The 25,924-nt window shown below is 48.7% G+C and carries 18 protein-coding genes; 3 read left to right on the forward strand and 15 right to left on the reverse strand.

Going from position 1 to position 25,924, the window contains the following annotated elements; translation table 11 throughout:
- Positions 1 to 45: 45 nt before the first annotated feature.
- From HYN48_RS08715 to HYN48_RS08740, 6 genes are all read right to left on the reverse strand, one after another.
- The gene (locus HYN48_RS08715; RefSeq protein ID WP_108370738.1) at positions 46 to 1,080 is read right to left on the reverse strand and encodes a COX15/CtaA family protein; all 1,035 of its coding nucleotides are present in this window, start codon (positions 1,078 to 1,080) and stop codon (positions 46 to 48) included.
- A 58-nt stretch (positions 1,081 to 1,138) separates the two neighbouring features.
- Complete coding sequence (locus HYN48_RS08720) at positions 1,139 to 2,566, reverse strand: CCA tRNA nucleotidyltransferase (RefSeq protein WP_425433127.1); 1,428 nt, start codon at positions 2,564 to 2,566, stop codon at positions 1,139 to 1,141.
- 61 nt (positions 2,567 to 2,627) lie between these two features.
- On the reverse strand, positions 2,628 to 3,197 hold the full coding sequence (locus HYN48_RS08725) for an L-threonylcarbamoyladenylate synthase (RefSeq protein WP_108370740.1): 570 nt from the start codon (positions 3,195 to 3,197) through the stop codon (positions 2,628 to 2,630).
- Between the two features lie 2 nt (positions 3,198 to 3,199).
- The gene (locus HYN48_RS08730; protein WP_108370741.1) at positions 3,200 to 5,185 is read right to left on the reverse strand and encodes an LTA synthase family protein; all 1,986 of its coding nucleotides are present in this window, start codon (positions 5,183 to 5,185) and stop codon (positions 3,200 to 3,202) included.
- A gap of 72 nt (positions 5,186 to 5,257) precedes the next feature.
- The gene (locus HYN48_RS08735) at positions 5,258 to 6,178 is read right to left on the reverse strand and encodes a glycosyltransferase family 2 protein (protein ID WP_108370742.1); all 921 of its coding nucleotides are present in this window, start codon (positions 6,176 to 6,178) and stop codon (positions 5,258 to 5,260) included.
- A gap of 5 nt (positions 6,179 to 6,183) precedes the next feature.
- Entirely contained in the window at positions 6,184 to 6,963 is a 780-nt protein-coding gene (locus HYN48_RS08740; RefSeq protein ID WP_108370743.1) for a glycosyltransferase family 2 protein, read from the reverse strand.
- 149 nt (positions 6,964 to 7,112) lie between these two features.
- Here HYN48_RS08740 and HYN48_RS08745 point away from each other — a divergent pair, with 149 nt between their 5' ends.
- On the forward strand, positions 7,113 to 7,937 hold the full coding sequence (locus HYN48_RS08745) for a glycosyltransferase family 2 protein (RefSeq protein ID WP_108370744.1): 825 nt from the start codon (positions 7,113 to 7,115) through the stop codon (positions 7,935 to 7,937).
- Here the strand turns inward: HYN48_RS08745 and HYN48_RS08750 are convergent.
- Complete coding sequence (locus HYN48_RS08750) at positions 7,934 to 9,043, reverse strand: glycosyltransferase family 9 protein (protein ID WP_245945941.1); 1,110 nt, start codon at positions 9,041 to 9,043, stop codon at positions 7,934 to 7,936. The genes HYN48_RS08745 and HYN48_RS08750 overlap by 4 nt on opposite strands.
- 63 nt (positions 9,044 to 9,106) lie before the next feature.
- Positions 9,107 to 9,922, reverse strand: coding sequence for a 2,3,4,5-tetrahydropyridine-2,6-dicarboxylate N-succinyltransferase (locus HYN48_RS08755; RefSeq protein ID WP_108370746.1), 816 nt, complete (start codon positions 9,920 to 9,922; stop codon positions 9,107 to 9,109).
- Between the two features lie 148 nt (positions 9,923 to 10,070).
- On the opposite strand from HYN48_RS08755, the gene HYN48_RS08760 reads away from it, so the two are divergent.
- Entirely contained in the window at positions 10,071 to 10,598 is a 528-nt protein-coding gene (locus tag HYN48_RS08760) for an SRPBCC family protein (protein WP_108370747.1), read from the forward strand.
- Between the two features lie 57 nt (positions 10,599 to 10,655).
- Positions 10,656 to 11,753, forward strand: a complete 1,098-nt coding sequence (locus tag HYN48_RS08765) for an acyltransferase family protein (RefSeq protein ID WP_108370748.1) — start codon at positions 10,656 to 10,658, stop codon at positions 11,751 to 11,753.
- Between the two features lie 26 nt (positions 11,754 to 11,779).
- Here HYN48_RS08765 and HYN48_RS08770 read toward each other — a convergent pair whose 3' ends face one another.
- The 7 genes from HYN48_RS08770 to HYN48_RS08800 form a co-directional block, all read right to left on the reverse strand.
- The gene (locus HYN48_RS08770; protein ID WP_108370750.1) at positions 11,780 to 12,730 is read right to left on the reverse strand and encodes a hypothetical protein; all 951 of its coding nucleotides are present in this window, start codon (positions 12,728 to 12,730) and stop codon (positions 11,780 to 11,782) included.
- 95 nt (positions 12,731 to 12,825) lie between these two features.
- On the reverse strand, positions 12,826 to 15,273 hold the full coding sequence (locus HYN48_RS08775; RefSeq protein WP_181248447.1) for a T9SS type B sorting domain-containing protein: 2,448 nt from the start codon (positions 15,271 to 15,273) through the stop codon (positions 12,826 to 12,828).
- A 7-nt stretch (positions 15,274 to 15,280) separates the two neighbouring features.
- Positions 15,281 to 20,353 carry a T9SS type B sorting domain-containing protein gene (locus HYN48_RS08780; protein ID WP_108370755.1) on the reverse strand — a complete coding sequence of 1,691 codons (5,073 nt, stop codon included), beginning with the start codon at positions 20,351 to 20,353 and terminating at the stop codon, positions 15,281 to 15,283.
- A gap of 29 nt (positions 20,354 to 20,382) precedes the next feature.
- The gene (locus HYN48_RS08785) at positions 20,383 to 22,665 is read right to left on the reverse strand and encodes a T9SS type B sorting domain-containing protein (protein ID WP_108370757.1); all 2,283 of its coding nucleotides are present in this window, start codon (positions 22,663 to 22,665) and stop codon (positions 20,383 to 20,385) included.
- A gap of 16 nt (positions 22,666 to 22,681) precedes the next feature.
- Positions 22,682 to 23,494: an ABC transporter permease gene (locus tag HYN48_RS08790; RefSeq protein WP_108370759.1), complete on the reverse strand. Its 813-nt coding sequence runs from the start codon at positions 23,492 to 23,494 to the stop codon at positions 22,682 to 22,684.
- A gap of 2 nt (positions 23,495 to 23,496) precedes the next feature.
- Positions 23,497 to 24,396: an ABC transporter ATP-binding protein gene (locus HYN48_RS08795; RefSeq protein ID WP_108370761.1), complete on the reverse strand. Its 900-nt coding sequence runs from the start codon at positions 24,394 to 24,396 to the stop codon at positions 23,497 to 23,499.
- A gap of 364 nt (positions 24,397 to 24,760) precedes the next feature.
- Positions 24,761 to 25,819 carry a nucleoid-associated protein gene (locus HYN48_RS08800; protein ID WP_108370763.1) on the reverse strand — a complete coding sequence of 353 codons (1,059 nt, stop codon included), beginning with the start codon at positions 25,817 to 25,819 and terminating at the stop codon, positions 24,761 to 24,763.
- Positions 25,820 to 25,924: the final 105 nt, after the last annotated feature.

Raw genomic sequence — 25,924 nt, forward strand, 5'->3', positions numbered from 1 at the left:
TGCCTTTAATTGCCCGGAATCCTGTTACAGAATTTTCCCCGAATGTTACAATATAATTTTTGTGCGCTTTGATTCCGCCGCGGAAATACTTAGGTAAAACTGCAACCCAAACAGCAGTGCCGCGATCACGAGATGGATAGTCTGAGATCCGAACGGAAAATCAAGGTAGTAGATGACCACCCCTGACAGGATTTCAAAAACGATCAATCCCATAATTATATTCATTTTTCCGAAACCCAGTTTTTTACGCCGGTTAATCGCAAACAGCCAGACGTTGATGCCTAAAACCAAAAACGAAAACGAGCGATGGATATAGAATATTACAGGTGGATCCAGCAGCGCATCGTCCACATTTTGATGTCCCAGCGCCCCCACCTGCTCATCAACAAACTGGCGTACCTGTGTTCCCATGGCGATCTGGACCAAGGTCAAAAACAAGGCAAACACCATCAGTCTGCTGAACAGCGGATGGTATACGTTGCCGGATGGCCTGTCCTGCGCTTGGCGTATGATATACAGCAGGACCGCCACGATTAGTAACGCGACGACCATGTGCAACGTGATTTTCAATGGATTTAAAACGGAATAAACCACGCGTGCCCCGAGCCATCCCTGAATTCCCATCATGATGACCGTGAGCCAGGCAAGCATCGTGATGTTTTTGCGTTGTTTCCAAAACGCAAATGAGCATACTGCCATCAGCAACACGGCAATCCCCGCCAACGCGCCCGCCAGACGGTTAAGGTATTCAATCCAGGTGTGCGTCGGATTAAACACGGCGTAATCATGTTTTGTATAGGGTCGCCAATGCGAGGGGTCATAGGTGGCCCCGGTTGTAAAGTCATCGTTAGCCACCCACAATTTTTCATCCTTGATGATGACCTGGCCTGATTCGAATTCGCGGTTCGGCGCCCAGGTCAATTCTTTGATGTCCGTAGGCGGGATGTAATAACCGAAGCATTTAGGCCAGTCAGGGCAGCCCATGCCGGAGCCGGTCATACGCACCAGCGCACCGGCGATGATCACGATGTATATGAGAATCAGCGATATTTTGGCAAACCGAAGAAAATATTTTTTCATAGTTACAGCATTCTTAACAATCAAGATTAAATAAATTTCCCGAATGGGCCTATTTCGCTTACGGCTTCGTCAGCCCCATTTTTTCCGCCTGCTCTTCCATGAAGCGGTAGGCTGCATCGTAGTCATTTGGGATGTCACCTTCGAGGATTGCTTCTTTGATGGCTTCCTTTAAAACCCCGATTTCACGCGAAGGTTTCAGGTTGTAAATCGCCATAATCTCTTCACCGGTGATGGGTGGCTGGAAATTACGGACGTGGTCGCGCGCTTCGACTTCAACAATTTTTTTACGGACCAGGTCAAAATTCTGATGGTAGCGCTTAAATTTGACCGGGTTCTTCGTAGTGATATCAGCTTCGCACAGGATCATCAGGCTTTCTACATCCTCACCCGCGTCAAACACGAGCCGCCTTACGGCAGAATCGGTGGCGATGTCCTGCGACAAAACGATTGGTCTTGAGCTCATCATCACCATTTTCTGCACAAATTTCATTTTTTGGTTCAGCGGCATGTGCAGCCGTTCAAAGATTTTTTTGGTCATCTTTCCGCCGACAAATTCATGCCCGTGGAATGTCCAGCCTTGTTTTTTGGAAAACCGTTTAGTAGGCGCTTTCCCTATATCATGCAGTAAAGCTGCCCAGCGCAGCCATACATCATCGGTATTCCGGCTGATGTTGTCAACGACTTCGAGCGTATGGTAGAAATTGTTCTTGTGCGTATGCCCTTCAATTTCCTCCACCTGGTTTAATGCCGTCAGTTCGGGTAAAATGATGTCGAGCAGCCCGGTTTTGTACAACAAAAGAAACCCTTCTGACGGTTTTTCCGAAGCGAGTATTTTATGGAGCTCTTCGACAATCCGCTCACCGGAAATGATCCTGATGCGCTCCTTATTGTCAGTAATCGAATCCAATGATTTTTTGTCAATCCCGAAACCCAGTTGCGTTGCAAAACGGATGGCCCGCAGCATCCGTAGTGGATCGTCAGAATACGTAACATCCGGGTCTAACGGCGTCCGGATCATTTTATCATTCAAATCCTGCAAGCCCCCGAACGGATCGAGCAGGTCGCCGAATTGGTCTTTGTTCAGGGAAAGCGCCAATGCGTTAATCGTAAAGTCACGGCGGTTCTGGTCGTCTTCCAACGTGCCGTTCTCGACTACCGGATTACGGCTGTCGGCCTGATAGGATTCCCTGCGTGCGCCGACAAATTCAATATCGGTGCCTTCATAACGCAGCATCGCCGTACCATAGTTTTTGAACACCTGTACTTTGGGTTTACGCGGCAGCATGGCGGATATTTTCTGGGCCAATGCAATGCCACTGCCCACAGCCACGATGTCGATGTCCTTTTTTGCACCGCGATCCAGGATCAGGTCCCTTACAAAACCGCCGATGACATAGGCGTCAACCTGCAATTCCTGTGCAGCGGCACTGACAATATTAAAAATCGGGTTTTGAAGTGCTTCCTTGTAGTTTGTTTTGACCAAAATCTGAATAACCGCCCGGCAACTATTAATTATTAACTATTAATCGTCAATTGTCAATTGTCAATTATTTCCTGATGATTTTCACCTGCGAATCCTGTGTCAGTTTGATTATGGCTGACGGGTTTCCGTTGGTTTTATCACGATGCAAATTTACGACATAGTCCACACCTTTAATAATCTCCGGACTGATTTCTTTAAAACTTTTTGGTGTAGGTTCGCCCGAAATATTAGCCGATGTAGAGACCAATGGTTTTTTCATGCGTTCCATCAGCTTGTAGCAGAAAGGTTCCTTCACGAGACGCACGCCAAGCGAGTTGTCAGCGCTGATTACGTTCTTTGCCACATTACGCGGATTGTCCAGGATCAGCGTTGTCGGTTTTTCGCTGAGGTCGATGATCTGCCAGGCGGTTTCCGGAATTTCCTTAAACACGTTGTACATCATTTTCTCCCCGTTCATCAGCACAATCATGCTTTGGGTTTCGGCACGTTTCTTGAGCGCGAAGATTTTGGCGACAGCCGTTTCGTCGGTTGCATCACAGCCGATGCCCCAAACAGTATCGGTAGGGTAGAGGATGATGCCGCCGTTACGGATCACTTCATATGCATGGTGTACTTCCTGGTTGATGTCTTCCATAATCAGTTCTTTTTTGCGGTTTTTTTCTTTGTCGCCTTGAGGTCATTTCCTTTAATCGTGTAGTGCCAGGTCAGTGCCATGTAACGGTTGTAGTCGTCAGTAAGCGGACTGCTATTGAGGCGGCTTTCGCCAAACGTACGCAGGTTGATCCGCTCGATTTTCGCTTCTTTCGGGAAATAATAGATTTCGTCCGGCACGACCATCTTGTCGAGTCCGAAAGCCTTGTTCTTTGATTTGTCGTAAAGCGAAGTCCCGAAACTGTAATATTTAAAACCTTTTGGCGCGATCATTTCAATCAATGTAGGCATGATGTCGACATGACTTCCCGGCGTGCGGTTAACGGATTTCGGGATGGATTTCCCGTACATGATAAACGATACCGACGACTTCTCGTAGAGGTTCGGGTTGTGGTTGATGAAGCGCCTGCCATAATGGTCGCCTGTAAAGCAAAACAGTCCGTCGCCGTATTTCTTTTCAGCCGAATCCACAAAAGCGCCAATCGCTTTGTCACCATACCACAGGTGGCCCATTTCCTTCATGGTCATTCCGCCATCGTAATATTTCCTTACGCTGGCAGGGAAATCCGCTTCCGTATGGTACGGGAATCCTTTGCCATAAATATCAATCGCGTAAGGCGGATGATAACTTGACGTCAGGATTACATTGAGCGAGTTTTTGGCAGGATTGGTGTTTTTCAACACCAGGTTAAAAAGCTTTTCGTCTTCGATACCCCAATCGCCTGAATCAGACTTCCCGCCGGCGTCCACACCTGAAAATATCCGGTCTACACCCTGATATTTGCAGAAATCACCGATATTTTCCCATGACAGGAATCCGCCGTAAAATAAATTGGTCTCATATCCCAGTTTCTTAAACTGCCTGAAAATCGAGGTTTCAAAAGGTTCGTTGACCGTTCCGAGCTGGCTGATGTTCACCCCGCAGTGCGGTACATCGGTCACGATGGCGCCAAACGAATCAAAAGTGGCATTGGCTGCCGGAAGGAAATCGGTAAACTGGGTACCGTTAGCGGCGATGCGGCTGAGATTTTCCGAAAATTTAAACGGTTTGTATTTGTCCATTAACGGCCACGAATCATAACTTTCCATAACGATGAGGAAAATATGTTTCGGTTTTTCTACCGTTGGGCCCTGTGCGGTTTTCTCAAGCAGGTCGGTAACTTTAGCCTGCGGAAAATCCATCCTGAATTGCGCCTCGCTTAGAAACGGGTTTTTCCCGTCGAGGAGGTTAAGCTCATTAAAATCCTCCAGCGCGTATTTAAAGGACCGGAACGGATTGACGATCGTCTTGTTCAAAAAAGCGTCTTTGGAAACCCCTGCCCATTTCCTGATGGCCGGAACCGATGAAAACGACCCGCGCAGGCTGCACACGAAAAGCGCGATGACCAAAACGACAAGAATGGGGCGGCTGTATTTGAAGCGGACCTGCCGAAGCCGTCGGAAAATAAAATCCCGCCGTTCGGAATAGGCCAGTATCACGATGCCTGCACCGATGACGATTATAAAGGTCGCCATATTCAGTAACGGATGGTACTCATCGGCCATCAGCGTTTTGGCCACTGCCTTCTGGTCATCGTATAAAGCGAGGAACAGGAAATTGTTGAACTGGTCGTGGTATTCCTGGAAGTAGCCGATCGTAATGATGCAGATGATCGTGGAAAGGATTACAAAAAGGATTTGCGTAATTTTCCGGCTGATGATTGCGGGGCGGAATTTGTCGAACGGTGCGAAAATCAGCAGCAGCAAAAACGGGAGCATCAGAAAATAGCCCATGACGGTGCAGTCAAAACTGAAACCGGACGACAACGCCTTGAATATCTCGCCGCCATCTGCGGCAGCACTCAGTTGTTTCCTGAAAATAAAAATGAATGTAATCCTGAAAAGCGTAAAGAAAACAATTCCGAAAAACCAAAAGAACACCTGGTTGCCCAGCTCTTTAAGGAAATTTTGCCATTTCTGGGTTTTGTCCATACGAAGATGCATTTGTAAAGCTGCGAATTTACGATAAAAATTCCTTTAACAAATTGTAAATCCCCACTATAATTAGGACTGTATCCGCTGCTGGTGCCTGATTGACGAGGCCATCGGCGGCCCGAGCGTGATGAGCTTAAACAGCAGTTTAAAATGTTTGGGATTGAAGATGGCCTTGAGCAGGAAAACAAACACAAAGAAGGTTTTCAACAGCGCATAACTGAAAAATCCGTGGTTTTTGCGCACGATGTAAAGGTGCGAGACTTTAAGCTCGATTTTTTTTGTATAACCCAGGTTCGTGCTTGCCCCGTTGATGTGTACATAATCAATCGACGGGAAGAAAATCGTCTTCAAGCCATTGTTAAGCAGCCTTTTGCAAATGTCCATTTCCTCGAAATAGAGAAAAATATTGGTATCGAATCCGCCAATTGCGTTGAAATGCTCCGCCTTGAACAGCATGAAACTGCCGACGACATAGTCTGTCCGGACGGGTGCGGTATACGATTGATGCCTTTTGGCCTTATTCGGATGCAGTTTTTCGTAAAGCCAATACCCGAAAAACCGGGTGCTGAACGTGTCAAAGTGACCAAAAGCCACCTGTTTCCGTTTGTCGGAAAAAATCGGTTGGATGCCGATCACGCCGGTATCCGGGTGGGTGTCAAAATATTGGAGCAACGGCGTGAACGAGTCGGCCAGCAGTTCGACATCATTGTTGATGAACGCAAGGTAATCACCCTGCGCAAATTGTACGCCGAACATATTTCCTGATGCAAACCCGGTGTTGATCCTGCTGCGTATCAACCTGATGCGGTCGTTGTGCAGCGCATTCAATTTCTGCTCAAGGTCGAGAAAGTCGTCTTTTTTGGACGCGTTGTCGACCACGATGATTTCGTACCGGATGGCGGCGGGCGTGGTCTCAATAATAGAAACGACGCAATTGTAGGTTAAAAGCGAGGTGTTGTAATTGATTATGACTACCGAAACATCCATCATGCTGTTTATTTTGAAGCCCCCTGGTACAGGCGGCGCAATTCCTTATAGCGCTGCGATACGCTGAGCGCATTGAGGTAACAGATGATGATGCCCTTCTTGCCGTCGAGGATGCCGAGCCTGACAAGGTATTGGTACAGGAAATTGTATGCTGAATGTCCCAGGTAATGAAATACGGTCGGCTTGAAACCGGAACGGAACTTCTCCATCGCCTTGAGCTTGCCGTACGCAATCATTTTGGTTTTATAGGATTCATAATCCGAATAGGAGTAATGGATCAATTTGTTTTTAAAAACCGCGATGCGCCCATCGACATCGAGCTTTTCGTGCACCAGGCGCTTGGCCGTATAATGCGCCTTATCTTTCCGGAATAACCTGAAAATCCTATCAGTCTGCCAGCCGCTGAAGTGGAGCTGCCTGTTTTTGAAAAAGAATTTCCGGTAAAAAAGATACGCGCTGATCTCGTTGTCGTTGCGGTTTACCGTATCGATGATTTCTTGTTTGAGTTCCGGCGTGAGCCGCTCGTCGGCATCGATAAAAAGGATCCAGTCATTCTTGGCCTGGCTGATGGCGAAGTTGCGCTGGCTGGTGAAATTTTCAAATTTATTCTCTATAAAGCGGACGTTCGGGAAAGATGCTGAAATGGCTTTGGTATTGTCTGTACTATAGGAATCCACTACGATGACTTCTTCTGCGAAGTCGAGGTCACTCAACAATTCCTTCATGTGTGCCTCTTCATTTAACGTGATGATAAGAACCGATATGTTTGTTTGCGGCTTAAATTCCATTCAATATTAAATATTCAACAAATATAATTTATTTACTATTTTTGCAAAGGTTTAATTCAAAAAAAACTCAAAATAGCGCGGTTTTTCAGGCTCCAACGGAATTTATGTATATTCGTTGCTGAAAAACCAAACCGAACCCCGACCGGCCTATGAAGATAACTGTTGTCATAAGTACTTACAATGCAGAGAAATGGCTTGAGAAAGTCCTGATTGGCTACAGCAACCAGTCTTACCGCGATTTTGAAGTGATTGTCGCAGATGACGGTTCGAGGGAATCTACCAAAAACCTGATCGACGGTTATGCATTGACATATCCGGTACCCTTGCGCCACATCTGGCATGAGGATAAAGGCTACCGCAGGCAGGAAATCCTGAACATCGCCATTATGGAAGCTGCGCACGGATACATCATCATGACCGATGGCGATTGCATTCCGCGTAAGGATTTTGTGGCAGTTCACGCCGCTTACGCAGAGAAAGGCCGTTTTCTTTCCGGCGGTTATTGCAAGCTTAATATGAAGGTCAGCGAGGAAATCAACGGCGACGACATTCTTTCCGGTCGCTGTTTCAATGTAAAATGGCTGAAGACGAAAGGCAAACTGGGTTTTTCGCAAACGCTGAAGCTGTCCTCTAACGGACTCCTGGGCAACATTCTCGATACCGTCACGCCTACAAATCCGTCGTTTAATAATTGTAATTCTTCCGGCTTCCGCGAGGATATGATTGCAATCAACGGTTATGACGAGCGGATGAAATATGGTGGTCCGGACAGGGAGTTCGGTGAAAGGCTGGAAAATTTCGGTGTCAAGGGGATGCAAATCCGCCATAAGGCCGTGTGCCTGCATCTTGACCATGCGCGCAGCTATAAAACGCCGGAATCCCTGGCGGCGAACCTCGCAATCCGGAAAGAGGTGAGGGACAGAAAGTTGTCATGGACGCCTTTCGGAATTATCAAAGGCGAACGAAACGGCTAAAACCGGTCGAGATAATCACCCAGCACCGGAATAATCAACTCCGGCTGGTACTCCAGGTATAATTCCTTCGCCTGTTTTTTCATTTCTTTTGGCGATTTCGCGCCGTATAGCTCCGGTTTAAAGTCTTTGAGATGTACTGAGACGTTTGTTGTTCCGTCTTCAAATGAACTCCACGCTTCCTTTTTGATCCAGGTTGAAAACACCGTAAACGTTGGAACACCGATAGCCTTCGCCATATTGACCGCGCCCCCCTCATTGCCGATCAGCGCCCTGCAATGGTATGTGATTGAGAGGAATTCGCGGATGCTTCCCGGCACCACATCCAGGCGGATTTGACGCTGCGTTTGCGGCAGGCACAGGCTGTAAATCGTTTTGGCCTCTTCGCTTTGTGAAGGCATGTAGTTAAAAAGCAGCACGGCGCCCGTTCTTGCAACAATAAAATCCAACAACTTCGCCATGTAGGGGAATGGATACGTCTTGTTGTCGCCACTGCCCAACACCCCGATCATGAAAATATTTCCGGAAGTAACCTGATGCCGCTCAAGGATTTTTTTCCCGTTTTCGATTTCGGCCTCCGTCAACCAGATTTTCGGCCTGATGTCGGCAGTCGCGCCAGGCGCTAAGAGATTCAGCAGGTTCATGCGGTTTTCCAGGGCGGTCCCGGCGTTGGTCAGCGGCGCGGGAATTTCCCTGACTGTCTGCGTATAAAGGAAACGGGTGTATTTTTTATAAAAGCCCAGTTTGACTTTCGCTCCTGAAAACAGCACGATCAGGTTGCTTTCGGTTTTTCCGTAAGCGTCGATGACGATGTCGTATTGCTGCCTCCTTAGCCTCAGGGCGAAACCGAGCAGCGCCATTTTGCTTTTCCTGTATCGGTCATCGAATAAAACGACGTGGTCGATATTCGGGTTGTTCAGGATGACCGGCTGCGTGAACGGATAGATGAGGTAATCCACCCGGGCATCAGGATATCGCTGCTTCAGGTTGTTACAAATGATGCTCGTCGCCAGCACGTCACCGATCATCTTCTGCTGGATCACAAGAATTTTAAGTTTGTCTGCCGATAAGCCGTTATGCCCGGGAAGCTGCGCCATTTGGTGTTTCAATGTTTTCTGTAAGATAGTTCTCCGAATGATTGTCTTGAAAGTGTGTCAGGGTACGATTGGCTGTCAGACGGCCACATCGTATTCCCTCAGCGCATCATTCAGGCTGGTCTTTAAATCTGTTGAAGGTTTTCTCCTGCCGATAATCAATGCACAGGGCACCTGGAACGCGCCTGCGGCAAATTGCTTCGTATAACTGCCTGGAATCACAACCGATCTCGCTGGCACGATCCCTTTCATTTCTACAGGAGTTTCGCCGGTCACATCGATGATTTTGGTCGACGCGGTGAGGCATACATTGGCTCCGAGTACGGCTTCGGTTTCAACGCGTACGCCTTCCACCACGATACAACGCGACCCGATGAACGCGCCATCTTCGATAATTACCGGGGCTGCCTGTAACGGCTCGAGCACGCCGCCTATGCCGACACCGCCGCTCAGGTGCACATTTTTACCGATTTGCGCGCAGCTTCCTACCGTAGCCCAGGTGTCAACCATAGTCCCCTCGTCAACATAGGCACCGATATTGACATAACTGGGCATTAGTATAACGCCTTTAGAAATGTATGCGCCATGCCGGGCTACCGCATTCGGCACCACGCGGATGCCTTTTTCCGCATAATTACGTTTCAGCGGCATTTTATCGTGGTACTCAAAAATACCCGCTTCAAGCGTTTCCATTTTCTGGATTGGGAAATACATGACAACGGCTTTTTTCACCCATTCGTTTACCTGCCATCCGTCGGCAGCGGGTTCAGCAACGCGCAGTGTTCCGGCGTCAAGCCGTTCAATCACTTCGCGGATTGCATGTTGGGTTTCTGGATTTTGCAACTGGGAACGGTCGTTCCAGGCGGCTTCGATAGTGGTTTGGAGGGATGTCATTTTTATTAAAAAAGGTTGAAGATACAGGATTCAAAGTTAAATAAAAATGATGCGAATTGACCTATCGTATTTCGTAAATTATGCCTCCCGGGTTGCGGGCTAAAGCTTTTTTATTATTTTAGTGCCATTAACCAACAACCCGATTATTATGAAAATACTTAAGAAAATACTACTGGTGATTGCAGTATTGGCAGGACTATTGCTTGTTGTCGCCGCGTTTCTCCCCGCACATTATACGGTGGTGAAGACCGGTGAGGTAAACCGCCCCAAACAGCAGGTTTTCGATTACATAAAATCATTGAAGAATCAGGAACAGTTCAGTGTCTGGGTGATGAAGGACTCGAAAATCCAATTGGTGTACACAGGCGTTGACGGAACGGTTGGATCGTCAGTATCCTGGAAAAGCGAGGAGATGGGTGAGGGAAGCCAGACGATTGCTGCGTTGTCCGATAATAAGGTGGATATAGACCTGAATTTCATCAAGCCGATGCAGGACCAGCCTAAAGCGTCAATGCAGGTTGACGAGGTGGATGCGGGACGCAGCAAAATCACCTACACCTTTTCCGGCGATGCGCCTTACCCGGTGGGCCGCCTGATGTCAATTATCGGAAGGCAATTCATTGGAGACGCCTACGAGCAAAACCTTACCAATATTAAGAAGAATCTTGAAAAATAGAAAAACGCGGGCTTCAAACCCGCTTTTTTTTGTCCATAACCAAAAAATCATCGAAACTTGAAGCCTCCCCGCGCGCAGGACGGTCAAAAAATACGGAGCCTTGACGCACTGCGTGGCGTGCTGGCGCTGATGGTGCTGTTCAGCCATGTCAACCTGATCAGGCTTTATTTCCGCGGAAATACGCTGTACGACCTGCCGGCGGTGTACCATCTGGGTCGGGTGGCCCTTGTCGGTTTTTTTGTGCTCAGCGGCTACCTGATTACGTTCAGCATACTGAAAAAAATGAAAAGCGGTGGGTGGGATTTTTGGCGCTTTTACAGGGCCAGGATGCTGCGGATCTGGCCGTTGTATTATGTCGTGATTTTGTTGGCGATATTTGTGCTGCCACATGTCCCGGCATTGCAGTTCACGCTTCCGCCTGCTGCGACTAATGCCCACGAGGCTCCGGAATACATGAAGTATTATCTGCTGTTCCTCCCGCAAATCCCATCGTTTCAACGCGTGATCCTGCCTTTCGCAGAACCTACCTGGTCAATCGGCGTAGAAGAACTGTTTTATATAATCATCCCGTTGGCCGTATTTTTTTCAAGGCGGAAACTCGCACAGTTACTGTTGGTGTTCCTCGTCGCCTACTTTGCAATCAAGTATATATTGATTTGTATTCCGTGGCCATCCGCAGGATTGCTCCACAAACTGATGCACTTCTACCGGTACGACTGTATTGCGCTGGGCTGCCTCGCGGGTGTCATGCATTTTAACAACAGCAGATGGTTTAGTCAGATCAGCACCAAACACCTGTTGGCTGTGGGAATTCCCGTGCTGGTTTACTTTTTCAGCATGGGTCGGAAGAGCCTTGAGTATTTTCCCTTTGCAATTTATTTTGTGGTCATTGTCGCTTTTTTGGTGAATAAAAACCACGTTATCAGGAGTCCGGGATGGCTGGTGTATCTCGGTACGATCTCGTACAGCTTCTACCTCACACATGAAATTGCAATAGTTTTCCTTGTCAACAAAGGGATCGACACCATCTCAATGCCGCTGATGTATTTACTCTCACTGGGAAGCACGATAGCGCTGGCTTCGGGTTTTTATTTTGCGGTCGAAAAACCTTTCATGACCTGGCGCGCAAGGCTTGACCGGAAAGATGCGCATTAAAAAAAGCAGCCGAAGCTGCTTATAATCTAAAAACCAATGTTCACAACCAGCGGCCCTACCCAATTGGTGTAGGAGCCGTCAAGGCATTGGGTCCTCACGTAAAAGTCATAATCGGTGTTCTGGAATAGTGAAATATAGGTGATGGTTGGGAAATCATTGGATTCCACGGCGTTCGACGTTGGCGACTGGTTGTGCCCCACGAGGTTGAACTCGTACCTGCCGTTATTTCCGGTGTCTGTCCAGGTTAAATTTGCCCCTACCGCCTCGCCGAAGAAGTTGTATTCTACGGAATAGCCCACGTTCGATGGCAAGGTGCACACGTTTTGGTTTGCGGTGGCGAAGTATGATACCGGGCCAACCCATGAACTGAATTGCTGCGAACCGTTACAGTAGCCCCGCACATACACATCGTAAATCTGGTTTGCAGTAAAACTGACCTCGCTGGTCGATGTGCTGTTTGTGGTCACGGTTGTCCCGTTTCCGACGGTAAAACCCTGAGCGCCATACTGCACCTGGTAGTAGGCGTTCGATGCGCCCGCCGGCTCATCCCATGAGATAAACCCACCGTTTACTGCGAGTCCGGAGGGACCGTCGCAGAAGGAATTTATGGTAAGGGTAACCGGACTGGAATATTCGGACGTCGACCCGGTATTGCTTGCCGCTTTTATGGCAAATGTGACCACATCACCGGCTTGCAGGCCGAGCTCAGCTATTGACATCGTGAACGGGTTTTCGGTCCTGGTGGTCACCGGAGCGTAAGAGCCATTCTCAACCCTGTATAGCGTCACATTGGATGCACCTTCGGAAGTTACGTAACTGAAACGGATATTGGAACCCATCTGTGACGCGGAAAATCCTTCTATCTTGATACCCGACGACGCGTCGCTGTCGCCTGAACATGCGCTGAAAATCAGTAACAGGAAGATGACACCCAGCGATAAACTTGATTGGAATTTGTTTTGTAAAATTGATTTCATGTCAGATTGTTTTATGCAAATATATCATAACAGATGAAATGTCGTTGCAAAAAAAAACGTGACCGTTAAATTTTGGGGCTCACCGATTGCGAACATTACCTTCGCAAGGCAAAGTGTCCCTTGATGGTGCGGCCGTCTTCGAGGTTCAGGACATACCAGTAATCATCTGACGGCAGCGGCCTTCCCAGAAAAGTACCATCCCAGCCGCCGGTGTCGTTCTTTGCGATTTCCTTGATGAATTTTCCGAAACGATCAAAAATCAGCACATTGGTATCGGAATTGAAAACGGTGTCTACGCCGTCAATCCTCCAGGAATCATGCACCCCATCGCCGTTCGGCGTAAAGTACTCGGGTATGCCCAGCACGGCAATCAGCCTTGACACCATACCGCAGCCGTTCACATCCTTCACATAAACCGTATGGATGCCGGACGCCACATTATCGAAAAAGTTGGAATCCTGGAACGGACCTGACGGATTGTCGAGGCTGTAGACGTATTGGCCGATACTATCCGGTGTGAGGTTTACGGTCACCGTATTGGTACCGAAAGTGATGTCCTGTATGTCGACCGAGTCTATCGTGGCATCTGAGGAAGGAAACACTTCAACGGTTCGGACTTTCCGGCAGCCTGTCGGCTTTATGACGGTCACCTTGTAAGTTCCGGGATGGTTGACCTGTACGGAGTAGGTGTTCATGTGAAAAGGGATGCTGTTGTATTCCCATAAGTATTCGTAATCGGCAAAAAATGGATCGCGTACCGCCGCATCAATCGTAATGAATTCGTCGGGTTTATTTAGACAAACAAAATCATTGCCGTCGCTTTGCTCTTCGATATCCGGGAGGGTATTCACAACCAGCCTGATGCGTCTGATCATGCTGCAGTTGAGTCCGCCATCGTCGATCCGCGCGTAAACGAATGACTCGTAGGCCACCGGATTCGGGAATGTGGTGGTGTTCGTGATGGCATGCTGCTGGATGACCGCATCCTGCGGCGTGTTGTAGTAGGCAAGCATTTGTCCGCCTGTGAGCGCAATATGGCTGTCGTCAAGGTTGAACGTCGTGAAGCCGTTTTCCTGACCATAGACATCGCAGTTATTAAGCACAATGTCGGGCTGGGCATCATCCGTACCGCCGTGGAGCATCAGCGTAGCATAAGAGATGCACTGCGTATCGGGATTTGTCTGCCTGACGATCACCGCCTGCGGATTGACCGTATTGTCGAAAAAGGCCGGCAGCGGGAGGTTGTTCTGGACGTCTGACATGCTTCCAAAATACTCAACTTCAATACCTGGGTTTGCCGTCGTGAAAACACCGTCGGCCCTATGCAGCTCAAAAGTCGTCAGGCCGTCGGGATGCTCACCGGAATCACATTGGAAATAATGCCCGGTAATTTTCTGCGGAAGCGGATTGACAATCAGCCTGATGGCTACCGTATCGCTGCAATCCCCGTTTGACGCTTTAATAATGATGGTTTGGACATCGGGCACGGTATTGTGAAAAAATCTGGGCAATGGGTTGCGGTCGTGGTCGGCGTCGTCCTGGTTCAGGTAATAACTGATGTTCAGATTATCATATGCGATTCCGGCAAACACATCCTGCGTTACCTTCTCAAGGTCGAATACGGCCTGGCCGTTTGTGTCGTCGTTGTCGATTTCAGTAGAATCACAGGTGACCGATTCCTTAAACGGAAAAACGATGCTCAGCGTAATCTTAAATTCAGCATTGGCGAAACAGTGCGTCGTGTTGTTTTCGATCCGGGTATAAATTGTCTGTGGATTTTGGGTATTGAGGAAATTGCCCGTATTTGCAATCGCGTTGGTGCCAACAAACGCATCATTTTGCGTGGTGTAATACGTCACAGTGACATTTGACTGGTTGCCGATGATCAGCGGCGTGTTTTGTTCCAGGTTGAATTCGGTGATGCGGTCATCGATGTTGTCGTCATCGCATTTCCCGATGTCCAATGTGGTGGTGCCCGAAGGCAGGTCAAAAATCGGCGGGTCATTGAAACCTCCCGTTCCTGTCCAATTGATTGAAAAATTGCTTGTACCTACCGGCCTGTCGACGACCAGAAAATACGATTCCCCCGCGATGACGTCGAGCATGCTCAAAAAACTGTTTCCGGCTTCCCCGGGGCCTTCAGATACGTCCGTTTCGGTGGCGTTCAAGCCGGTGTGGTTGTCGCCTTGCTGCGCCGCGAAAGGGTTGGTCGTCGAACACCGTTTAACAGGTCCCAGGTTGCCGCAGCTTACATTTGGCCCGAAGATGAAAAAATCGAAATCCTCATTGATATCGTTACTTTCCGGAACCAACGTGAATCCGAGCGTACCCGAGGTTGCGATGTCCAGCCTGATCCAGATGCTGTTGTTCTCGCTGCTGCCACATGTAATCCCGGTTCCCAATTCCTGAGTTCCGATCCCGGTCACGGTGAGTCCGCTGAAACCGGAATTTCCGCAAACCACAATCGCATCGGCGCAATCACTCTGTGCAAAAGACGCCTGAAATATCAAAAGTAAAAGGAGTAGGGTGTATTTTTTCGTCATAAATACCTTATCGTTTGAGTGTAAAATGTCCTCTTGCGGTCCGGCCATCGTCGAGTTTCAGCAGGAACCAGTAATCGTCCGCGGGCAGCGGATTGCCATTGTAAACCCCATCCCAGCCGATGTCGGTTCCGGATGGTATTTCTTTCAGCAGTTTACCATACCGGTCAAAAATATAAACGACTGATTTTGTATGGAACAGCGCGTTGACGCCTTTAATTTTCCAATAGTCGTTGTAGCCATCTCCATTGGGCGTGAAGAAAGGCGGTGCGCCCACGACCGCGATGGTTTTGGCTGTCGTTCCGCAACCATTCTTGTCATTGACGACGATCTCATGGAAGCCGGCTGTGACATTATTGAAATAGGCGCTGTCCTGAAACGGCCCGTCATCCAGACTGTATTCGTACTTGCCTGCGCCGGTGGCGTTAACCTGCACCGAATTGGCATCGCTCAGGTCGTTGATGTCCACTGATGTGATCGTTGCCACTTCAGAATACACGACTGTATTGGCCCTGGTCCGGAAGCAGCCCGTAACTTTATCAATTATCCGGGTGGTGTACACACCGTCTTCATTGACTGTGAGCCTGTCGGTAATCGCATTGGGAATAAGCACGCCGTTCCTGGCCCATTCGTAATTAAACCTGCCGGGATTCCCGTTTGCTAGTCCGGCAAATAACGTCACACTTTCATTGACAATTCCGGTACAGATAATTTCCGTATGGTCTTCAAGTATCTCCGGCAATGGGTGCACCGTGAAGGAAATCGTAGTGGTGTCCGAACAGTCCGGATTCAAAGGGTTTTCAACAATGGCGGTCACATTTTGGGAAAAACTTTCGTACGTCACCGGAAACGGACTCGGAATCGGAGTTCCGTCTTCGGCAAAATATTTTACCACAAATCCCATCTGTCCCTGTAATAAGGTTGCCTCGACTGCGCTGGTATCAAACACCACCTTACCATCCGTGTCATTCGGCAGGTCATCGCAACGGGCCGCAACGGTAACGGGATGTGCTATCGGGCGGGCATAGACGACGAACGAAATGATACCCCCCTCAACGCAGCGCCTGCCGGAGTCGTTTGTGAGGACTACCCTGATGTCCTGCGTCGCGGTCCTGAATGGATTGGGCAGCGGACTCGGCAAAGCGTTATTGTCCTGGTCGTAATACGCTACTGTGACGCCCGTCTGTCCCTGCAGGATGGCTTGCTGTAAACCTGTTGTCGGAAAATCATAATCGATTGCGTTGTCCGTCAAGTCACGGTCGCATTGCTTTTGCACGGCAACCTCATGAAACACCGGAAGCGGCTCCACTGTCAAGGTAATGTAGGGCCCCAATCCGAAACAGGCATTGTCTGCAGTACTTTCGACCCGGACCCAGATTTGCTGCTCGGTTGGATATCCTACGTTGCGGTAATTTGAAATGTCACCAATGGAAAGCGGATTGCCAAGGGCGTCATTTTCCTGTAATGCGTCAGCCTCCTTCTTGTAATACCTGACGGTGTAGTTGCTGCTGTTGCCCAGGATCGCATTGATATCAGCGGTCACGGAACTGAAGTCAAATCCGGCAATACCGTCATGGTCATCCTGGTTGGTGTCGATGAAGTCGTCGCATTCAGAAAAAGACCTTGAAAATCCGGCTGGTATCTGGGTCGCTGATACAATCAGGTCCATACGCGTCACGTTGTAACAACCGTTGCTGTTTACGATCCGAACCCAGATTGTATTGCCATTACTGTTGTTGTAGGCAAGTTCGTTAGTAATCTGCTCATTGGTGTCATTGGTTTCCGCAGCGTTTTGCGTGCTGAAATATGAAAAAGTTTCATTGGTGGCATTTGCCGAAATCTGATTTTCTTTTTCCCTCAAATTGAAATCAGCAAGGTGGTCAAGGTCTGATTCACACTGCACCAAAGTGATGGAGGCCGCAACGACAGGCCTTGCATTGACGGTGAGTATTGCCGGATCCGAAATCAGGCCGCAACTGTTGCCGTCTTTCTGCATCACAACGCGGTAGCGGTATCCTGACATCGATGGGCTGAGCGCGGCCACAGTCAGTGAAGCGGTGTCAGCGCCCGTATACTGGGAATTGTTGGTAAGATCGGCGTAGCCGGTTTCATCAGTGCCCACCTGCCACTTGTATCCGTTCACTTCATTGCTCTCTACCGTAAAAGTTACCTGCTGCAATTCGCAACCGGTCTGGTCCTGAGGCTGAAGCACAATGACAATGGGTGCGGCGGTGGTATAATTGTTATTAGGCAATTCGCTGTAACCGGCAGCCGATGTGACCAAACCGTTCGACAAATTAACGGATTCGGGTGACAACCCTAATTTACCATTACCATCGCCATCGTCGAATCCGGCTTCGATTACGTCGTAACAACCGTCGCCATCGCTGTCTGCCGATTGGGAATCAGGGATGCTGTCCAAACCGTCTGAATTGGCAATGCCGAAATTCAGGATGCCGTTGTCCGGCGTGGTTTCCAAAGCATCTGATAAACCGTTTGTGCCAAATGCCGCGCCGTCAACTCGGCCGTCACTGTCTGAATCGGAGGCATTTGATCCCGATTCTGTTATATCATAAATGCCGTCGTTATCGCTGTCAAGATCGTAAAAATCCGGGACCGTGTCGCCGTCTGTATCCCGCTGCCCCAGTCCGGGCTCGACAGCATCGTCCATGCCGTTGCGGTTTGTATCGGTTGTTACAGCGCCTGGGGTGAGATTTCCTGAGGCTTCGATACGGTCAGGGATTGCATCGTTATCCGAATCCGAATCACCCAGATCAGGCACGCCGTCACCATCGGTATCTTTTGGCAGGCAGGACAAGGATAAGGTAAAGGTCGACTTGATATTGCTACCATCGATGAGGTTTTTTTGAATGAAGCGCAGCGTGCTGATGTCCCTTGCGCGGAATGAAAAAGTACCGCTTCCTGCATTGACAGGCAGTCCGCCATTGATCCTGAAACGGATTTCAAACGACGAAAATTCCGTGATGCCACTTTCAAAAAAACCATCATAGTTGGTGTCGACGAGCAACTGATCATCGGGATTGAGCAGCGTGATGGTCTTGTTTTCCGGAACCTGCAGTGTGTATTCCCCGTTAGAAGTAAGCAGGTTTTCGATGGCCGAGATGTCGGGATAGGCGACAACGATACTTGCGGGATTTGCAAAAGTAAATTGTTCTGAAGTGGTGTTCCCCAATCCGGCTGCGGTTTCCACTACAAAACTGCCGTCGCTGCCGCCTGTGAAAGGCGCAGGTACCTGTGGCCCGGTCGAGGCGCCTGAAGCAAACGCATATTGATTCGAATACGTCCCAACCTGTATCTGCCCCGTGTTGGTGGCCGATAAATCAAGCGCGGCGTCCCCGTAAGATTCGAAACAATTGGCGATGCCATCATTGTCGAGGTCGATGTCGGCATTGTCATTTACGCCATCGCCGTCGCCGTCGGGCGCACACGAACTCACAGGGATTTTATCAGAAATCAATTCGGTATTGCATGCCGAAATCCCGGCTTTCACGTAATAAAATCCCGGCGCATCGGGGATGAACGTCCTGTTTATGGCGCCTGAAATCGGCACGTCGTTAAAATACCACTGAAATTCGTCAAAGGCAGTTAACGCATTGACTGAGAGTTCGATGTTGGGGATGCAATTCGATGCGAGGCCGGTGTCGAGGTTCTTGAAAGCGATTTCAGGCTTGAACGTAAAACCGGAATAGAATCCGCCGTAAGTTGCCGCGCCGCTCGACCCGAAATACGATAGGTATACCTGATTTGTCGAGTACACCGAAATGTTGCCCTGAAGTCCCTGGAAAGTATAGGTTTGATAAGCCGGATTCCCGGGTACGCTAAACGGGCCGTTCGCCGTTATACCGGGCGGCAGGTCTGCGAAAGCGTACGTCTGCCCGTTGATGATAAAATTTAGGGACGCGCCGGTTTCGGTAACAATGTTCACGGTGCCGATAAAATCGGTAAGCGTTCCAATCTCATTTATCAACGGGATATTATCAATCACCCGTGGCGTCTCGCAACTTAACGGGGGAAGGAAGCACATGTTCTGGTTCGCCTGGCTAATTTGGCCGCCCATGCCCTGGTAGGCAAATGCATTGTGTGATGTCCTTATATACAGATTGCCATCGGGCCCGTAGTTTGAACCGCTTAACGATAAATATTGCCCGGCATCCAGTGTGGCTACTGGGGAAGTATCGCCATTGAGGAATACGTCCGTATCAGGTTCGTTTGCAACAATCAGCGGACGCTCCACCACGTCGAGTCCGTTGCCCTTGATGAAAATGTATTCCGTCCCGGTACGCTCCGCAGATACGATCTGGTCGAATCCCAGATCCAGATTTTGCGCGTCGCCATTCGTCCCGGCGATCGAACCGCAGTTTACGGCAATGGGCTTGTTGGAAGTGATCAGCGTGCCGATCAGTCCGTCAGCATTGGCGTTGTTTGTTCCCTGTACTGCAATGGTAAAACTCTCGCCGCGGTTTAAGGTGACGGTTTGCGGACTGTTGGCAAAGGCCTCGTGGTTGATTAAGGTAATCGTGGTATTTCCGGGCGGTGGTGCAAAGGTGACCTCGGTATTGTTGTCAGTGGCCAATACCGATGCAAAGGTATAATGGTTTTCAGTAATTGACGGGATCAGCGTGTTGATGAATGCGCCCACACGGAATTCTGTCCCGAGTGCTGCCAATCCTTTTGAAACCAGTCCGCCACCCTGAAAATTCATCGGGGTCGTAGTCATCCTGACTGTCACATACACCTGGTCTTCGGCCTCGACAATGTAACCCTTGTTCTGCATAACCGAATTGACGTTTACAGCGCTTACGAGCAACTGTGTTTCAAATCCGGCCCCGATATTAAATACGTAAGGATTGTCTCTTGTGACCGTACCGTTTACGACGGCGCCACCCAATGCGATGATCCTGAAATTTACAGGGGTTAGGCTTGGACAGGAAATATAAATGAATTGTCCCTGGGGTTCCTGCGCATCCGAATTTGAAAGGGGTGGTATGTAATGTGTCTTACTGAATTGAGGAAAACAGTTTGCAGCCAGCAGCAGACACCAAAACAACAGCACTTTTTTCATATCTCAGCAGGTTTCACATACAATCCAGTTTATCGTTTGAGGGCAAAATGCCCCCGAATCAGGCGGTTCGCGATGGAAATCGTAAACCAATAATCGGTTGAAGGCAACGGTTTCGAGTCGAGCCTGCCGTCCCAGCCGGTACCATTTCCACTGAAGCCGTATACTAATTTTCCGTAGCGGTCAAAAATCAGGACTTCGGCGTCAGGGTAGAGACGCAGAAACGGGATTTGCCAGTAATCGTTGACACCATCGTTGTTTGGTGTAAAGAATTTCGGATAATCCATTACAAAAATCGGTTTGGTGGTGATCCCGCACCCGTGTGTATCGTTGACGTACACGGTATATTCCCCCGAGGTAACATCACTGAACAACGGACTGTCGGAATAGTGCTGCCCGTCAAGAGAATATTCGTAATCACCCGCGCCCGTGGCATCGATGAAAACGCTGTTCCGGTCGCCGCGAAAATCGGTGATGTCTACGCTGTTGATGATTGCTTTTCCTGAGGCTTTTATGACAAATGTCTTGGTCGCCGTGCAGCCGTTCGCATCGGTAATCGTCACGATGTAGGTTTGCGGCTGACTCACAGTAATCGCCCGCGTGGCAGACTGCGCGGTGTCATTCCAGCGATATGATGAAAAACCCGCAGGCGCTTCCAGTGTGATCGTGGTGCCGTCACAAAGAAAGTCTTCTACATCCTCGAGGCCGGTACGCGGAAAAGTTTGAATCACGAGATTTACGGGAATGATACCGTAGCAATCGGGTCCGTTGGTTATGGCTGCCCAAATTTGCTGCTGGAACGGTTCGGTATTGCTGAAATCATCCGAAACCTGGTTTTGTCCAGCCGCAGCATCGACAGGATTTAGGTAATAGTTCACATCAAGTCCTGATGGAAGTCCGGCGGTAACCTGAGGCGTTACTTCGGTCGATAGCGTGAAATGATAAAGGCCATCTTGATCATCGTCGCAGGTTGGGACAGGTGATAAGTTGGGTAAGGCGTTGTTGGCAATCCCGAGATTGATCGGAATCATGCCGGGACAGCCGTATTGGTTCGTGATCTGCGCGTACACTGTTTTAGGGGCTGAGGTGTAGCTTGCGGGCGAATGAATCACTGCGGTAGCGGCTGCATCCTCGTAATAATTAAAGAAAACGGCGTCCGGATTGTTATCCCGGATACGGTCATTTGTTTTGTTTAGGTTAAATACAGCCATACCATCGTTGTTTTCATCACACTGGAAAATGCCCACAGCACTTAGGTCCAGCGGTGCGGCATAGTCGATTTTAATTTCACCCGTAGAGACACAGGCGGTGGCGTTCAGGGTAATCTCTACCTTGTAATCACCTTCCTGAAGAGGCTGAAATTGCGGATTGGTTGCTCCGGCAATGGCAATATTATTACGAAACCACTGATAGGTGTTATTCCCCGGCTCTGTGGCATCGAGGATGACGGTCTCTCCGCCCGCGCATACGGGGTCGCCTGCAGCAAAAGTGCGGTCCTCACCAAGGTCTTTCTCTATTTTGAAACTGCCGCCTCCGAGAAAAATAGCCGAATCATAACGGATGTTCAGGAAATCGGCGATGACCAGTTTGATATGGTATTTAACATATGGGGTTACCGTTGCTTCGGCTTTTAGCACGGCTGTCTGGCCGTTGAAGTTGATGGGGGCATTGTTGCCGTTAAATCCACCAAAGTAGGCCTCATTTTCGGCTGGACAGCCTCCGGCAATCTGTGGGTGAACATTCGTCACCAGGACAGGCTCGTTTGAGCCAGGCAGCACTGCGAGGTTCGTGTACGGCGCGCTGAAATCTGCAGGGCGCAATAAAAACGCAAACCCGTCAGAATACTGGCAGGTCGCCGTGCCGTGGTACTCCTCCGAAGCGAAGATGTAGTCGAAACTGATGTGGTCGCTCAGTGGCGTAAAATCAAATTCCAGGATGGTGGCATTTACGGTTGGAGAAACCCCCAATGCCTGTTCGAGGTCCGGGTCTCCCGGCCAGTCAGGAGAGCCTTCGTCAATCAGGTTGTCATTCGGTCCGGCACTTCGGTTCGCCCTTGCAGTACTTAGCACGATTCCGTTGGCAAAAGGAAAACTGCTTCCGTTTCCGCTAAAAAAAGCATAGCTGTTCTGGCCTGCGTTGAATGGGTCGCCATTGACCGTGAAATTCTCGACATTGGCACACGGGCTGTTGACCAAAACGTCTTCGACGAGCTGCCTGGCCGTGTAATTTTCATCAATGGTAATATATTGGGCCTCCGCAATACCTGCGAATCCGGTCAAGAGCCCAAGGGAAAGCACTTTTCGTATAAAATTCATAGCACCGGCAAAGATACTATAAATCCCGTTTTTGAAGTAATTTATAAGACAATAATACAAAGATCACAATCCACGCCACGGCAATCATCATGCTGCTCAGGTGTACGCTGTAATCTCTCACCACGGCGCTCCCGTTCATTTTCTCGAGTTGCTGATAAGCTTCCAGTCTCGGAAACGGCCAATCGATAAGATTCCACATCGATTGCAACGGGAATAAATCCGCCATCCATTCCGGTACCCTTACGGCGCCGATAAAAACTCTTTCGATGATAAACCACACCACAAGAAAACCGAGCGCAAATGCCGAGCGTTTGATCAACAAACCCAAAAACAGGCAGAACGAGAAGAATGCGCTGAGCTTTATAAGGAAGGCGACAAGGTAATCCAGTTCAGAGAAAACGATGGCCGGTTCGTCATAAGACGAGTAACCGTATCCAAGGATCAAGGTGACAATGAAAATATACACGGTGGAAATCAGTGCAAACAATATGACGGTCAGGAATTTTGACATAATGAATTCCTTCTTACTCATCCCGTCAATGAGGTTTTGCTTCAGGGTGCCATAACTGTATTCATTGGAAATCATTGACACGATCACGATGGCCAGAAAAATTTTCAGGAAGGCCGCAATGAATGTATTGAAGTGCCAAATGAACGGAAAATTAAAGATGCCGACATCGGCGAGCCTGATGTCAATCCCGATGAATTTGAAGTTGATCGTCGTGATCAGCGCCAGCGAGGTCAGCAGTACGAAATAGGTGATGGTCAGAATGCGGCTGGAGCGGCTTTTCCAGATTTTCTGTAGTTCTATGGAAAGTAATCTTTTCATGTTTATTTTTTTTCGGCGGTTAATTCCAGAAATTGTTCCTCGAGGCTGTTCCTGCGCTTGTTCAGGTGTGTCAGCACAATATTTTTCTGGAAGAGATAACGGTTCAGGTCATCGGCTTTGAGGTCTTCCGACAGATAGGCGATCACTTTTGATTCTTCGTTGACCGTTTTCGCCACAAATGGATGTTGTGCCAACGCTTCAGCGAGCAATGGCATATTTTCGGACTGCAATTCGAAAAAACTTTCTTTTGACGTCATGCCGTCGACCAGTCCGGAGTACAGGATCTCGCCCTTGCGCAGCACCAGCACGTGCGAACATACTTTTTCCACCTCGTCCAGCAGGTGTGAAGCCAGCAGGATCGTTGTCCCGGTAGCGGCAATTACGCGTATGATCTCCCTGATCTGGTGGATGCCCTGAGGATCGAGTCCGTTGGTGGGCTCATCCAAAATCAGAATTTCAGGATCGTTGAGCAGCGCGGAGGCGATGGCGAGGCGCTGTTTCATGCCCAGTGAAAAAGTACTGAATTTACTGTCTTTCCGCTCCAGCAGCCCGACAAGTTCCAGTTTTTTATGGATGTTAGCATAGTTGACACCCTTGATCTTGCACACGAGTTTCAGGTTTTGCTCGGCGGTCATATACGGATAAAAATTAGGGCGCTCAATGATAGCGCCCACCCGCTTGAGTGCCTCGTTGTCCTTCAGGGTGCCGCCAAACCAGGCATATTCCCCGGAGGTTTTATTGACCACGTTTAAAACAATGCCTAATGTAGTTGATTTCCCGCTGCCGTTTGGGCCCAAGATGCCGTAGACGTTGCCTTTTTGTATTTCGAGGGAGACATTCTTTACGGCTTTGACCTTGCCGTAAGTCTTATACAGGTTCTTAATCGATAGAATGGTTTCCAAATTGTTTCGGTTTTGTTGGTGGTAAGACGAATGCTGCCACAGATTGTTACGGTTTTCTTAAAATTTTCCTAAGGTAGCGAAAATCCATTTTCTGCGCACGCTGTTACGAAGCTACATGCGCCGTTTACAAGCAGAAGGTTTGCGCAGTCGCATAAAACAGAAAATGCGCTCCGTGGGGCGGAACGCATTTCCATTTAAAACAAAAACAATTATGGACTAACCTAAAAAACCCATTTATAAACGTAAGACGGAAACTGAACAAAAAGGTTGCTTTGTTAATTGAAAATTAACATTTTACGACGAACGGTCGGCGGTAGATAAAATAAAGCCGGGCATTTCTGGCCGGCTTCATACGTATTGTCGTTTAGCTTTTCTGTTCCTTATTGAAATACACGAGGTAGTAATACATCTGCTTTTCCTCATCCCAACCTTTCTCGACGAATTTCTCAGCGCTTTCCGGGTTGATGAAATCGAGCTTGATCTGGATATTGGTATCGAGGTTGATTACGTTCTTGATCTTACGGCGCGCATCAGAAACGGCGGCATTGGCAATCGGGAATTCCGTGACGTCTTCGATACTGTACTTCTCACCCTTGTCGACCTTATAGCTTTTAAACTCCGGAATCAGGTCTGGGTTGTCCAATACTTCATTCAGGAAATTCGTTTCCTCGAACTGGTCGTTTTTGGCAAAATAATTTACCGAACGGTTCATGAACATCACTTCTTCTTTTTTGTCTTCGGCAGGCAGCACGACATCCTTGGCGAAATCCTGGCAGAATTTCAGGTATTTCTTCGTGATGAAATTCTCGTCCTGGAACGCATCAACCGACAGGAAATATTCGAGCCAATAGCGCGCATCGTAGCGGTTGGAGTCAACGGTCAGGATTTTATAGCCCTCTTCTTTCTTATAGTTGAAAATCAGGCAGCCTTTGTCGAGCTTGTTCAGGTTGATGCCCTGCTGCAGGATCATTTCGAGATCGGTGCCTTTTTCCTGGAACTGCAGGAAGTCCGTTTGCAGCTCACTCTTGAAAATCCCGATCGCATCCACAGGATTGTTGTCGATCGTCAGGTTCGTCAGGTAGGCAACATACACCTCACCATTCTTGATGTGCGGATGATTGGACTGCTCATAAAGATGGTTGGTGATTTTTTTCGAAATGTCGTGTACGTTCGACGGATTTTCGAAAATCTCAGAAGCGTATTTGAACATGTCGTTGTAATCCAGATCCACCTCATGCGCAAACTGGAAATAATTCTCTTCCTTGTCGCGGAACGGTTTGAAGAAATACTCCTTGATGAGTGGCACGATCTCGTCCTTGAGCGCAAACGGCGCTTCAGACAGGAAAATGGCTTCATTTCGGGATTTGTTGCCAACGCGGTGGATGGAAAGCGATTCGATGTGGGTGTTGTATAGGTTGATCATTTTTGGAGGTTGGCTTTCCGCTATCAGCGGTCAGCCGGTATAGTTTAATATTAAGATCTGCGTGACAGGTGAAAAAGTGTATTGATTGTTGAAAATGGCAAATCG

It is taken from the genome of Flavobacterium magnum, assembly GCF_003055625.1.
Taxonomy (GTDB): Bacteria; Bacteroidota; Bacteroidia; order Flavobacteriales; family Flavobacteriaceae; genus Flavobacterium; species Flavobacterium magnum.